Source organism: Sphingorhabdus sp. Alg239-R122 (assembly GCF_900537065.1).
Taxonomy (GTDB): domain Bacteria; phylum Pseudomonadota; class Alphaproteobacteria; order Sphingomonadales; family Sphingomonadaceae; genus Alg239-R122.
In genome coordinates this window covers 87,781-101,446 of the sequence record NZ_UNRC01000004.1, presented here as the reverse complement: position 1 = coordinate 101,446, position 13,666 = coordinate 87,781, and the positions used below count along the sequence as shown (strand labels likewise).

The following is a 13,666-nucleotide window of genomic DNA, read 5'->3' as shown; positions in this document are numbered from 1 at the left end:
AAGATTTTCGGAATGAGCGATTCTGCATCTTTGTTTGCTGATGAGGGCCAGGATCCGTTGCTGGGCAAGAAAATAGTTGAAGTTTCTGGTAAGCAGCAACCGACAATTTGCTATATCGGTGCCGCCAAAGGCGATAATCCTGACCGAATTTCCCAATTCCGGCGGCTGGCCGAACGCATTGAAGCCAAAGCCAGAATACTTAGTCTGTTCGACCCGCCGACGGGCAATGCGGATGATTTTTTTGACGGTGTGGATATCATCTACATAGATGGCGGTTCAACGCGCAATCTGTTGGCCCTGTTTCGGGAATGGGGAGTGGTCGGAGCTCTTCGGATGGCTTACAGCAACGGTGTGTTATTAGCTGGTGCCAGCGCCGGCCTCAACATCCTGTATAATTGGAGCATCACCGATTCTATCAAAAGCAGTCTGAGACCGATTGAGGGCCTTGGAATTTTGGATGGAAGTGTTTGCGTGCATCATGACGCGCATCCCGAGCGGCCAAAGATTTTTAGAGAATTTCTCAGGCACAACAGATATTGCAGTTTCCCCGCTTTCTCCCTGGATGATGGTGTTGCCGCGTATTTTGAAAATGAGCAGATAGCGAAAATATTCAGCCTGTCGGAAAACGCGCATCTCTATAGCTTGTCGAAAGAGGGGGGACAGATCATCCGCCACCCTTGCAAGCGGTCCATATTGCGACCTGAAAAGCTGCCTACGCAAAACCCGGTACCAGCAAGACCATGACATGAGCCGTCAATCTGACTCCTCATCTATTAGCACGAAAGTACGAACGGAACACGACTTCCTTGGAGAAGTGGAGGTGCCTGCGGACCGGCTTTTTGGTGCCGAGACACAGCGGGCTGTTGAAAATTTTCCTATTACAGGTATCCCGCTGTCCAAAATGCCGGAACTTATTAAGGCGCTGGCATGGATCAAGCTGGCGGCGGCCCAGACCAACTTAGATGCACGTGATCTGAGCCGTGAAAAAGCCGATGCTATTATGGTTGCTTGCAGGGAAATATTATCTGGTGAGCATCACGGGGAATTTTGTATCGATGTCATTCAAGGAGGAGCGGGCACCTCCACCAACATGAATGCCAATGAGGTGATTGCAAATCGTGCACTGGAGCTTATGGGACACAGGCGCGGCGAGTATGAGCAGCTGCACCCAAAGGATGACATCAACAAATGCCAGTCAGCTAATGATGTCTATGCGACGGCCATTCGTCTCACAATTGTGCAGTTGAATGTAAAACTCAACGCGGCCACCAGAAAATGTGTCAAAGCTTTTGAACGCAAGGCTCGAGAATTTAAACATGTCATGAAGCTGGGCCGGACCCAGATGCAAGATGCCGTACCGATGTCAGTGGGTCAGGAAATGCAGGCATTTGCCGATTCTCTAGGTGAAGATATTGATCGTATTGAGGAAATGCAGAAACTGTTTTTGGAAACCAATCTGGGTGGTTCTGCGATTGGCACGGCCGTTGGTGTGAGCCCCTATTATTTGGAAAATATTGTTGGCAATCTCGCTAAGGTTTGCGGATTGCCGGTGACTTCTTCTGCCAATCGGATTGAAGCAAGCTGGGATACGGGCATATTTGTTTACTATAGCGGTCTTTTGAAAAGATTGGCCACCAAGCTTGGCAAAATTTCCAACGACTTGAGACTGCTGTCTAGCGGTCCGTTGGGCGGGATTGGTGAATTAAAGCTTCCGCAAAGGCAGCCTGGATCGTCGATCATGCCAGGCAAGATAAACCCTGTCATTCCTGAAGTCATGAATCAAATCTGTTACCGGGTTTTCGGTGCAGATACGACAGTGACCTTCGCCGCTGAAGCGGGGCAGTTGCAGTTGAACGCCATGGAACCGGTAATCATATGGTCGCTTCACGATAGCTGTACTTCATTGATATCGGGTATGAATACTTTAGTGGAAAACTGCATCAACGGTATAGAAGTAGATGAAGCACGCACTGCCGAGCTGCTTAATGCAAGCACCGCGCGTGTAACCTCGCTAATGCCGATTATCGGGTATTCTGCTGCAACTGAAGTTGCTCGTAATATCATCGAGAACCGCGAAACTCTCGCACAATCGCTCCGCAGGGTTGTGCCGCTCAAAGCGGACTGTCTGATCGCCGAACTGGACCTATGACCGATAGTTATTTGCGATTTGCAGTTGTTCCCAAATTTTAGTGACCAACGGGTTGGTGTTACTGGCTGATCGATACACTCTTATCTGTAACGACGTCTGGAAGTTATCTGATACGAGTCTCAATCCATGTTCACCCGGATCACCTGACACGACTGTTTCAGGCAGCCATGTTAAACCAAACCCATGCTGGGCAGCAACCATCATGCTTTCTACGAGTGATGCCCGGTAAACCGTTTGCAATCTCTTTCGGAATGGAGCCTTTTGCAACAACTGTTCAAAAACACGAGACATGAACGAGGTACCGGAATATTCGATATAGGGTATAGGGTTGGTCGAATTTTCGTCCAATATTATTGGTTCAACTTTGTCACTCTGGTACGGACGAAGGTGATGGGATGCGATTTCAATATGCGGGAATTGCATCGGACCCACATCGAACGGAATGGATACGTGATTGTAGCTGATAAAAAAATCACATGCTCCTGTATAAAGTGAGTTGAGATACTCCTCGACCGTCTTTGCATCAGCAACAATGGTTGCAGAGAAAGAACCAATCTTGTTCTGAAGGTCACTAATGACATCAGGAATGAATTTTAGTGCCAGAGTATGCAGACACGATATCTTGATGCTGTTCTCGCCAATTTTTGAATATTCATTGGCAATAGCCCGCGCTTCATAGGATTGCTCAACGATATGGCGTGCAGTTTTTATAAATTCCACCCCTGCAGCAGTCAGTTTGATTGGATGCTCGGTCCTGTCAAATAACGGGGTGCCGATCCACAGTTCCAATGCCTGAATACGACGACTCAAGGCAGATTGAGTAACAAACCGGATCTCGGCTGCTTGGGCAAAATGTCCCTTTTCGGCAACACAAATGAAATCTTCTAACCATTTCAGTTCCATGAAATCTCTCTATTTCAAATATTTGCGTTTTTTGCATCGCTTCATTCCAATTAGGAACTGGAGCTTTTTTACGGTCAGGTCAACAAGTGAGTCAAAGCTTACAAAATAGAGAGCTGAATAGTATTTAAATATTACAGGTGGGGAGTATCGTATGATAAAGTTTCAAAAAATTCTGTTACACTCAACAATGCTGGTGCCGATTGCAGTTGCTGCTACGGCTACCCCCATTCATGCGCAGGATGTAGCGCAAGAGGAACAGTCAACCTCCTCACAACAAAATGATGGATTGATTGTTGTCACCGGGTCTCGGATTGAGAAACGCGCTGAAGAGTCATCGGTACCGCTTCAGGTATTCACATCAGATGATATTGAGGAAAGCGGCAAGACCGACCTGGCGGAAATTGTGACGCAGCTCCCTGGCGTGGGCGACGGTATATCTGTTCAAAACAGTAACAACAGCATTCAGAATAATGGCCTCTCAACCGTTAGCCTGCGCAGGCTGGGGGACAACCGGACGCTTGTGTTGATCAATGGTAAGCGTGCCGTTTCGAACTCCGGTAACGGTGATCGTGTCAGCCTTGGCACCATTCCTGCCGGATTCGTAAAACGCGCAGAAATTACTACGGGCGGCGCATCGGCTATTTATGGCTCGGATGCGATCGCTGGTGTCGCCAATTTCATCCTTGAGGATGACTTTGAAGGCGTTGACCTTGACGTACGATTCTCTGCTCCTGAAGCAAGTGGGGGCGAAGAATTACGACTGGAGGGGCTTTACGGAACCAGGTTCGCCGATGATCGCGGTTATGTGTTGCTGGGCGCCAGTTACCGCGATGAGAAAGAGATTCGGATAGATAGCAGTCGTCCTCTGGCAATTCTGCCGGTTGAGTTTGATGATCCCGCTGACTCGTCTCGTGATTCGTTTGCCAACGAAGTAAATGCGCCAGGCTGCGATCCGAACAATACGAACAGGCACTGTATTTTGCCTTCGTTTGATTCGGATTTGCCCGGCGGCGTTTTTGAAGGGGATGCATGGTTCAGGGATGGCCGCTGGTTTAACGACAAAAGCCTGCGTCCGACCTTGCCAGATGGCTCGTTTGACCGTGCGTTGAATCAGGATTTTCTGGGTGACTTTGATGGATATAACGACCGTATCGGTCAGTCGCTACGCAGCAAGCGTGAAGTGCTGAATTTGGGATTCCATGGAACATTTGAGTTTTCTGACGCTCTCACGGCGTCCCTGACAGCGCTTTACTCGGATGTTGACACGTTGAACCACAATGGCCTTGAAGATGGCGGCAGCGGTGAGACATTTGGTATCCTGGACGGTGTTCCGGACGTGTTCGAAGTTCGCAGAATGTCATCCAGCCACCCCTTCATTCCGCCCGAGGTCGAAGAAACCCGTAGCGGTACAGTATCCTGGATCAGGTCTTTCCCCGAACTTGGAGAAGAACAGCGAATCAACAGCCGGGAAACGATCCGTGTTATGGCCGACTTCGATGGCCAACTGACCGATGCGATCAGGTGGAACGCATTTGCTACCTATGGTGAATGGAAACAGCGCGCGATTAATAATGGTGAGATAAACCTTCAGAATCTCGATTTTGCGCTGAATATTGAAGATGATGGCAATGGCGGTTTCCAGTGTGTGGACGCAGCAGCCCGCGCAAATGGATGTGTGCCGATCAACCTATTTGGTGAAGGCAGTGTGACGGCTCAAGCTGCCGACTATATCAGTTATACCGGGGATGCCTCCCAGAAACGTGACCAACTTACGGCTGGGGCATCCATTAATGGCGACCTGTTCAGCCTTGGCGAACGCGATATCAAATTTGCCCTGGGTCTGGAATATCGCCGTGAAGGCCAGGAGACACGAGGTGATCGTGACGGCGACCTTATCGGCGGTGTTGACGGAGACCCGACGACCAATGATGTTTTTGTCACAACCCACTCCACATTCCCAAGCCTTAAGGCAAATTATGATGTGATCGAAGGGTTTGCGGAGATTGATGTTCCCGTCATTGTTGACAGGTTAAATGTCAGTGCGGCGGCGCGTATAGCAAATTATTCAACCATAGGCACCATTTTCAGCTTTAATGCCGGTGCCGTGTGGCAGATGAATGATGCACTGCGTCTTCGTACGCAATATTCCCGTTCGCAACGTGCGCCTACTATAACCGAATTTTTCTCACCTCCCCGTCCGGACGCGGATGATCTTCAGGATCCTTGCGAAGGCCTGAACCCGGATGGAACGGGAATCGTTGCGCCATCGAGCCCTGGCGGAGAAAATGCCAACCTTACAAATATTGCTACAAACTGTTTGGCAGAGCCAGGTATTCAGGCATTTTTTGCTGATCCAGACAATGCAGGTGATCCATTCGATGGCCCTGGTGGCACACAGGGACCAAATGCCGGTAACCAGAACCTTAAGGAGGAAACGGCAGAAACATTCACGGCCGGCTTTGTCCTGACACCAAGCGTCATTCCGAACTTTTCACTGGTTGCTGACTATTACCGTATCGACATCAAGGATGCGATTGGTTCGGTGAGCACGCAGGATACAGTCGATCTATGCTATGCAGCAGATGACTTTCCGAATAATAAGTTCTGTGATGTCATAACGCGGAGCAGGACAGACGGCAGTGTTGACCAGGTCATCAATTTCCAGGAAAACCTGAACAACGAACTGGTGGAAGGTATTGATGCAACCCTCCGTTGGAGTCGGATTGAATTGCCGGTTATTCCAGGTCAGTTTGATATTGACTTCCGCTACTCACATTATTTTAAGCAGCAGACCGAATTTGTCGGACTGGGCGGAGTTTCTATCATAACTTCACCACTGGGCGAGATTGAGAACGGCAAGGATGAGCTTCGTTTTCGGGCTGGTTACCGCAACGGTGGTTTCCGCCTGACTTATACGCTCAACTTCGAAGCTGGCGGTGTTGACAGCAATGATGCTGCAGATCCGAGTGATGACCGCTATTTCCGTGTTGGTAATGAAACCTATCATGATATTTATGCGCGTTACCGCTTCGGTTCCGATGCCCGCTTTACGATTACTGCCGGCATCAACAATATCTTTGACAATTACGGACCGATCATTCCTTCAGGTACCGATACAGGTAGTTCCCGTAATATCGTTTCCGACCTTAACGATGCGGTTGGACGTGAGTTCTTTGTCGGGGCAAGCATAAGGTTCTGATAGTCCAGGGTCGCGCCGGGCCGGTTTTTCGGAAATATTCCAAAAGCCGGCCTTTCACCGCCAGGCTCCATATGTGCGGGCATGGATTTTAATGAAATAGTGACTGCCAGGAAACTCATATGAACATGCGATATCTCAGTGTGCCTACTGTACTGTTAAGTCTGGCTGCATGTCAGGCATTACCGCTGGAAAGCATTGAGCGGCCTGCCACCAGCAATGTGCCGGTCCAGATAGCCAGCCAGTCTCTTCACAATATTACTTCTCCTAATATCTCGCATAGCCGTGAATTTGCAGTTGGCTCTATTAATCGCTTCATGTTCACCAAATGGGCAGGCCCTGATCTTCCGGTCTGGATATATGCGCCTGATAATATTGATGTTCATAAGGCTCCTATCCTGTTTGTTATGCACGGCACCAAGCGGGACCCTCACCGTTATATCCGTGAATGGGTAGAGCCAGCACGAGCGAATGGCCTGATTATTATTGCACCGGAATTTAGCAAAACCGATTTCCCGAAGTCAGCTGGCTATAATCTTGGCAATGTGTTTCGCAAGGAAGGGAAAGGCCTTCAGGATGAGGCCATCTGGTCATTCTCGGCAATTGAACCGATATTTGATGTTGTCCGCCGCGCGGTGGATAGCAGGCAGGAAAAATATTCCATTTACGGACACTCAGCCGGTTCGCAATTTGTGCACCGGTTCCTTTATTACAAGCCCAATGCCAGGGCGCATCAGTACCTCTCTGCCAATGCCGGGTGGTACACAGTTCCCGATATGACGAAATCCTATCCTTACGGGCTGAAAGGGGCAGGTGTTTCGGAGGAAATGCTGAAAAAAGCGCTATCCAAGAATGTCCTCATATTACTTGGTGACAAAGATAATGATCCCAACCACAAAAGCCTGCGCCGCACTGATGAAGCGATGCAACAGGGGCCTCACCGTTATGCACGAGGTTTGAGCTATCATATGGCGGGACAGAAACAGGCAGATAAATACGGTGTCAATTATCACTGGACTATCCAAATAGTCCCAGGTGTCGCGCATAAGAACGGACAAATGGCAGTGGCGGCCGCTTCTTCCGTTGATTAACTTAGTATAATGAAAATAAATGACAGTCCGATTTTAACCGGATAGGTTATCAGTGTTTGCGATTTCTTATCCATTCTTAACGAAATTCGCTGCTCACGAGCCTTCGGTCACCATATCATTCAAAACAGGTTACGTCGCCACGCCTGGGTGATATATCAAGTTCCAGGTCCGTGCTGCGCGGCATAATCATATAAAACGCATTATAGATCGAAATCCATGCGTGATGTGACTTCCAGTGCCTTGTCGGTATAATTGCTCTCAGTCAGCGCTTTGTCGCGCTCTTCAAGCATTTCTATGAGCGGGTCATGAAAGACCTGAACCGCGGCGGTGAGCCAGTCATTGACCAGTGGATCACCGGGGGCGTCCGTCATGTCAAATTCTTTCAGGTATTTGGCAATCTCGGTTGCCGGCATCATATACTCATGCGTGACCCAGTAATTGGTTGTGAACCAGTAACTGGGCATGCCGTCTGTGCCAAAGGCCAATGCAGCGAAATGCACGACCTGAGCCGGTTTATTGCCTTTTACGTTTTTTTGAGGTGGCCCGATCAACGGCTTTGTATCGCCGAACAGGTGGCGCGGCAGGAATATATGGAAATGCCCGTGCTCGCCTTCTTCACGTTCTTCGGGAGGGTGCGCGTGGTAAAACCAGCGCGATTTGTTTCCCGGGGCGATGCAATCATCCTTGGGATAATGTTCCAGCTGAACAAAAAGGGCGTCCGGCGGCACCACACGGGGTACCAGCGAGACGCCCTCTTCAGCTATCTGGCCCGTTAGGGCAAACAGCTTTTCAAGTGCTTGTGTCAAGCGAAACTGGTCGGCTTATTCAGCAGCAGCTTCAGCAGCACATTTAGCTTCAACAGCTGCACACTGTGCAGAACATTTAGCTTCACATGCAGCGTCAACAGCTTCAGCGTCACCAGCTTCAGCAGCGGCACATTTAGCTTCACAAGCGGCACATGCAGCTTCTGTAGCTTCTTCAGCAGCTTCACAAGCAGCTTCAACAGCTTCTTCCTGAGCGGTTTCAGGTGTACATGCTGCTGTAGCAAGAGCGAGACCGCCGGTTACTGCAAGCATTGAACGCAGGTTTGTTTTCTTCATGGTACTTTTCCCCTTCTGGTTTGGAATAAGAATTTGCCATTTACCTGCATGTCTACCGGTCTTGCAAGAATTTTTCGCAAAAATACGGTAAAACACCAAATTCACCTGTCTGTGCTGCGTGCTTTACCCCATTGCCGTGCGACAGTGTATCCTAGGTATCCTGTGCCAAACAGCGCATAGAGAGGCTCTGGAATGCCGGCCAGATAGGCATTCATACCGTTGGCAATCGCATGGGCCGTATCTGGCTTCATGCTGGCAATCAGACCCATGGGAATCGCCCATAGAATCATCGCATACATGACATAAAGGAAGCTGGGTCGTGCGCGACTCGTCCACGGATCTACTGATTTTGCTTCGGCAATGATGGCTGACATGCGGGTTTGCAACTGTTGCATTTCCTGTGAGCCTTCCAACTTGATGAGTTCCAGTTTCGCCCGGTTCCGCGCTTCGGGATCCGGAATGATTTTATCGATGATTTTGGCTATTGGGCCAATTATGCCTTCAAGTAGTGACATAGTCATATCCTTTGGTTTGGTTTATTCCCCTGAAATTGTGTAGCGGCGTTAGTTACCAATCCTGTTGGCGAGCCATCCATATAAAAAGGCTTCATTTGCAGGGCGCTTTTCGGCAAGGCGCAGATATTTTGCGCCCTGCAACGCTTCCACGGCTTTCAGCAGGATTGATTCCGCCTGCGCGCCGCGCGTGGTAATAAAAGCATCAAGTGCAGCCAGCGTGCGCGGGCCGATTTGCCGATCGACCAAAATATCGTTGTAATCACGCTCATTGCGGTTGAGTACATTAAGCGCACGTTGCAGGAAAGCCGATGCAGTGGCGGGACCCATGTTCACCGCAGTGTCGAATAACTCAGCCGCAAGAGCAGGGGCTTGTGCCGCGACCATATTGAAAGAGGGATCATCCCAATAGATGTGGCGATAGATATCTGCAGCCTTTGACCGGCTTAACTGACGCATGGGTCCATAGAAACCATTGGTGCGTGCAACCCGGTGCGTGATCCCCCAGTTGGTTTCCCCGCCGCGATCTGCAGGATGGTTGCTATATCCTCCTTCGCGGTCGATAACTTCATCAATCAGCTTGTATATATCCATAATGACTCTCCAATATTAAGAATCACCACTAACCTATTTGGTTATTTGTAGGACAGTATTGTTTTATACGGAAATTTGCCTGTTTTACACAGGATTCTCTGTTGAAGTATCGGTTCTCTTGCTAGAAATAATTGGTCGGGACGATAGGATTCGAACCTACGACCCCCACACCCCCAGTGTGATGCGCTACCAGGCTGCGCTACGTCCCGACCGGAATGAGGGCGTATATTGCCCCGCACTGCATTTGGCAAGCGGTGCGGGGCAATAATTTGTTTTACGACGTGAATGTCATTGCAGTCCGCATCATAACGCTTTTTGCCACCCGAGCGTTAGCACCCAGTCACCCTTCATCTGCGGACCGTTCAGGTCTTGATAGACAGGCTTGCCGATTTCCAGACCCAGCCTGTGTCCGGCCAGTGCGCCATGGGTGGCAACGAAGTTGGCCCCGGCGATCAGGTCGATACGCTCGCCGCCCTGAAAATCAGGATTGGCGGTCTGCACTGGACCCATGATAGCCGGATCAATGCCGCCGATCCGGCCCATGGCACGGAATTTTGCACGCGCGGACAGACTGACCCATTGTGCAGGGCGGTAGCTGGTCCAGGCGGTCGCTTCATACACATTGCCAAGACGGTAATCCTGATCATTGCGTTCCAGGCTAATTTTCGCGCTGCCCTGCATGCCAAGGCCCAATTTGCCGTGCCGCATTTTATAGGTGAGGGCGGGCTCAAAATCCCAGCTGCCTGACCCGATTTGCATCATATAGGGCGTGCGAACCGTTGGCGTGCCGCCCATGGGGGCAAGAATCTGGGCTCTCTTGGTGGTTGACCCTGTCGGCGCACTGATGCCGACTTTCAATGTGAGTTCATCACGTGCATCTGATTTGGCATCAGGATGACCCAGTAACGGAAATAAAGCCGCGACCTTGATATCGCCAAGGCCTTTGGGATTGGTGGTAAATTCACCAAGCCTGTTTGTGCCCATGCCGCCCTGAAATGTGACAGGGTCCATTTCTTTTTCACTATAGCTGCCCATCACCATTAACGTCACGGCATCGCTGGGGGCATACATGGCGCCCAGCATCACCATGTCGGTGCGCATTTCCGTGGGAACAATACGCAGTGTAGGCGGCTGCATGGGAGTACCAAAAAAACGATTCGGCACGGTGGTGACAATTTCTTCGGGTGTAGCATTGTCAGCACCGATCTGGTTGCCCCGCATTGCCATGTGCATGTACCGCGCAGAGAACATGACTTCACCCATTTTATGGGCATGGTCGGCCATGATACCTATGGGTGCATGGTCATCGGCATAGACATCATGTGCATGGGCAGGGGCCGCCATAGTCATGGCAGCGGTGAGAGATACCGCAACAATGCGGCGTGTTAAATATATGCTTTTCATTAGTAATTCCTATCGAACAGGAAAATGTCATCCGAACAGCATGGCGCACGGAAACTTCCCGAGCGTGCATATGTCCGGAATGCTGATTTACTGGGGCTAAAAAGGCCGTTCAACTATGGATAGGAGGGCCTGTTGATGGCGGCAGACGTAATGCATGTCCGCTATATTGCCGTACACGGGGAATGGCGGAAACGAAGGCCGGATGTCGTACAATCTCGGTCGCTACGGTTGGCGGAGGTGTGAGGGCCAGGCCCGCACCGGCCGAAAAGGCGCAGTCCTGCATTTCTTCTGTATCCGAACCACGGTCTGTATCGGTTTGCGTATTGATACCGTTGACCAGCGCCAACAGTTCATATTGCGGATTGTTTCGGTCTATAACCAGCTTTGCGTCCTGAATGCCTGAACACAGTTTTATACTGAAACTGCCGTCTGAATGGTCTGGCATGAAGCCGCTGGGAACGAGTAGCGACAAAAGCATGGCGCACGAAAGCAGAGCCGCCACCATGCGGTGCATTTTATTTATGTGGCTGCTTACGGACCCCATGCCGTGCCGGATATGCGCGTGCACGCCAAATGGCAAGGTTTCATGTTATGCACATGCTATATAATTGCCTTTCCCCATTGAAGGTGATAGGCGCGCGCACATATATTTTTGGGAGATGCTGCAATAGCTTTCTCCATACATTCTAGATGAAACAGGTTCTTGACTATGGATAGTGTAATTTTTTCCTTCATTATTGCCGCAGCTGCGGGTGAACAGCCACCATTTCTGCTCAGCATGCTGCCGCTCGTCGCGATTTTCGTGATTTTCTATTTCTTGCTGATCCGTCCTCAGCAAAAGCGGATGAAAGAGCACCAGGCAAAAATCGACAGTGTCAAGAAAAACGACAAAGTTGTCACAGGCGGCGGTCTGGTCGGCAAAGTGACCAAGGTTGATGATGATTATGTTGATATTGACCTCGGCGGCGGCTTGAAAGTTAAGGCTGTCAAATCTACCTTGTCTGATATCGTGCCTCCGGGTGGTTCAAAGCCGGCTAACGACTGAGCTGGCAGGCGCCTGAGGCGCTCCGGCCGTATTCACGTGCTCTAATGTAAGGATTGCACACGCATGCTTGAATTTCCGCGGTGGAAAATTGTTTCCCTGTCCCTGCTGCTCTTTTTTGGTGCGCTGGTTTCGATACCCAGCCTGCTACCTGGTCAGATGCGCGACTATTGGCCATCCTTCCTGCCGCAAGAAACTGTCAATCTGGGCCTCGATCTGTCTGGGGGCAGCCACATTCTGCTGGAGGCAGACCCGGAAGATGTGCGCGCACAGAACATGGAAAATATGGAAGAAAACGTGCGTGCCGCGCTGCGCAATGCCAATCCACGGATTGAGATAGGCAATATCTCCCACGAAAACGACACGCTGTCATTTCTGGTCCGTGATGTGAATAAGGTGGATGCCGCACGTGAGGAAATCCAACGTTTCACCAATGGTGTCGGCCTGACCGGTCAGCGCGACTGGAATGTCGAGGTGCGTGATACGACGCGGTTTGTCCTGACACCGACCGATGCGGGGGTTGACGAAGCGCTGGATCAGGCAATGAACACTGCCACAGAGGTTATCCGCAAGCGTATTGACGAGATGGGTACGCGCGAACCCACTATTATCCGCCAGGGTGACGAGCGTATCGTTGTGCAGGTTCCGGGTCTGGACGATCCTGAAGCTCTCAAAGAGCTGCTTGGTAAAACGGCGGAACTGGAATTCAAACTGGTGGATGCTACGGCCGACCCCAACAATACAGCCGCAGGGCAGGCCAATATTGGCAGTCAGGTATTTCCCTATGCCGAAGGTGCAGGCTTTGATGGACAGAATGAAGCCGTTATCCGCTTGGGTGGAATTAAAGGTGACAGCCTGACCGATGCGCGCCAGGCATTTGACCCGCAGACCAACGAACCGGTTGTGACCATCGCGTTTGATAGTGAAGGTGGCCGCAAATTTGCAAAGCTCAGTACCGAAAATGTTGGCCGCCGTTTCGCCATCATCCTTGATGGTGAAGTGATTTCCGCGCCCAGTTTCAACGAACCTATCTTGGGCGGCACCGCGCAGATTTCTGGTAATTTCACGGTGGAAAGCGCGAACCAGCTCGCGATTGCGCTGCGTTCGGGCGCATTGCCGGTTGAGTTGCAGGTTGTCGAAGAACGCACTGTTGGCCCTGACCTTGGTGCGGATTCGATTGAAAAGGGCTTGATTGCGGGGCTGATTGGTACGGTCGCCGTGCTGGCGTTCATGATCGCCGTTTATGGACGGTTTGGTGTGTACGCGAATATCGCATTGATCCTGAACCTGTTCCTGATCCTCGGCATCATGGCGATGCTCAATGCGACGCTGACATTGCCGGGCATTGCTGGCTTTATCCTGACAGTGGGTTCGGCTGTTGATGCCAATGTGCTGATCAACGAACGTATCCGAGAAGAGCGACGGGCGGGTAGGCGCATTATTCAAGCGATTGAGGTTGGGTACAAGGAAGCCAGCCGGGCAATTTATGATGCGAATATCACGAATGTGATCGCAGCGATCCTGCTGTTCCTGTTTGGCTCTGGCCCAATCCGCGGTTTTGCAGTGGTCTTGCTGATCGGCATCTGTACCTCGGTCTTTACTGCAGTGTTCGTAACGCGCATGTTTGTCGCGATCTGGCTGAAGAATAAACGGCCGAAAGAGTTGGTGATCTGAT

The 13,666-nt window shown here is 50.6% G+C and carries 13 protein-coding genes and 1 tRNA gene; 6 read left to right on the top strand and 8 right to left on the bottom strand.

Annotated features, from left to right (window positions below):
• Positions 1-12: 12 nt before the first annotated feature.
• A complete protein-coding gene (locus G6Q15_RS05985) occupies positions 13-744 on the top strand; it encodes a Type 1 glutamine amidotransferase-like domain-containing protein (RefSeq protein ID WP_164116704.1) in 732 nt (243 codons plus the stop codon).
• A gap of 1 nt (position 745) precedes the next feature.
• A complete protein-coding gene (locus tag G6Q15_RS05980) occupies positions 746-2,149 on the top strand; it encodes an aspartate ammonia-lyase (protein WP_164116702.1) in 1,404 nt (467 codons plus the stop codon).
• Here the strand turns inward: G6Q15_RS05980 and G6Q15_RS05975 are convergent.
• Positions 2,144-3,052, bottom strand: a complete 909-nt coding sequence (locus tag G6Q15_RS05975; RefSeq protein ID WP_164116699.1) for a LysR family transcriptional regulator — start codon at positions 3,050-3,052, stop codon at positions 2,144-2,146. The two genes, G6Q15_RS05980 and G6Q15_RS05975, sit on opposite strands and share 6 nt — an antisense overlap.
• 151 nt (positions 3,053-3,203) lie before the next feature.
• Here G6Q15_RS05975 and G6Q15_RS05970 point away from each other — a divergent pair, with 151 nt between their 5' ends.
• Both G6Q15_RS05970 and G6Q15_RS05965 read left to right on the top strand, forming a co-directional pair.
• Positions 3,204-6,251 carry a TonB-dependent receptor gene (locus tag G6Q15_RS05970; RefSeq protein ID WP_164116697.1) on the top strand — a complete coding sequence of 1,016 codons (3,048 nt, stop codon included), beginning with the start codon at positions 3,204-3,206 and terminating at the stop codon, positions 6,249-6,251.
• A gap of 119 nt (positions 6,252-6,370) precedes the next feature.
• The gene (locus tag G6Q15_RS05965) at positions 6,371-7,339 is read left to right on the top strand and encodes a hypothetical protein (protein WP_164116695.1); all 969 of its coding nucleotides are present in this window, start codon (positions 6,371-6,373) and stop codon (positions 7,337-7,339) included.
• Positions 7,340-7,539: 200 nt separating this feature from the next.
• Here G6Q15_RS05965 and G6Q15_RS05960 read toward each other — a convergent pair whose 3' ends face one another.
• The 7 genes from G6Q15_RS05960 to G6Q15_RS05930 all read right to left on the bottom strand — a co-directional run bounded on the left by G6Q15_RS05960 (position 7,540) and on the right by G6Q15_RS05930 (position 11,493).
• The gene (locus tag G6Q15_RS05960) at positions 7,540-8,145 is read right to left on the bottom strand and encodes a hypothetical protein (RefSeq protein WP_164116693.1); all 606 of its coding nucleotides are present in this window, start codon (positions 8,143-8,145) and stop codon (positions 7,540-7,542) included.
• A 15-nt stretch (positions 8,146-8,160) separates the two neighbouring features.
• Positions 8,161-8,535 carry a hypothetical protein gene (locus G6Q15_RS05955; protein ID WP_164116691.1) on the bottom strand — a complete coding sequence of 125 codons (375 nt, stop codon included), beginning with the start codon at positions 8,533-8,535 and terminating at the stop codon, positions 8,161-8,163.
• Positions 8,536-8,540: 5 nt separating this feature from the next.
• On the bottom strand, positions 8,541-8,954 hold the full coding sequence (locus G6Q15_RS05950; RefSeq protein ID WP_164116689.1) for a holin family protein: 414 nt from the start codon (positions 8,952-8,954) through the stop codon (positions 8,541-8,543).
• Between the two features lie 48 nt (positions 8,955-9,002).
• Complete coding sequence (locus G6Q15_RS05945) at positions 9,003-9,545, bottom strand: glycosyl hydrolase 108 family protein (RefSeq protein WP_164116687.1); 543 nt, start codon at positions 9,543-9,545, stop codon at positions 9,003-9,005.
• Positions 9,546-9,677: 132 nt separating this feature from the next.
• Positions 9,678-9,754 (bottom strand) — tRNA-Pro (locus G6Q15_RS05940).
• A gap of 94 nt (positions 9,755-9,848) precedes the next feature.
• Positions 9,849-10,949: a transporter gene (locus tag G6Q15_RS05935; RefSeq protein ID WP_164116685.1), complete on the bottom strand. Its 1,101-nt coding sequence runs from the start codon at positions 10,947-10,949 to the stop codon at positions 9,849-9,851.
• Between the two features lie 109 nt (positions 10,950-11,058).
• Positions 11,059-11,493, bottom strand: coding sequence for a hypothetical protein (locus G6Q15_RS05930; protein ID WP_164116683.1), 435 nt, complete (start codon positions 11,491-11,493; stop codon positions 11,059-11,061).
• A 165-nt stretch (positions 11,494-11,658) separates the two neighbouring features.
• Between G6Q15_RS05930 and yajC the strand changes: the two genes are divergently transcribed.
• Positions 11,659-11,994, top strand: coding sequence for a preprotein translocase subunit YajC (gene yajC / locus G6Q15_RS05925; protein WP_164116681.1), 336 nt, complete (start codon positions 11,659-11,661; stop codon positions 11,992-11,994).
• 63 nt (positions 11,995-12,057) lie between these two features.
• Positions 12,058-13,665 carry a protein translocase subunit SecD gene (gene secD, locus G6Q15_RS05920; protein WP_164116679.1) on the top strand — a complete coding sequence of 536 codons (1,608 nt, stop codon included), beginning with the start codon at positions 12,058-12,060 and terminating at the stop codon, positions 13,663-13,665.
• Position 13,666 lies beyond the last annotated feature (1 nt).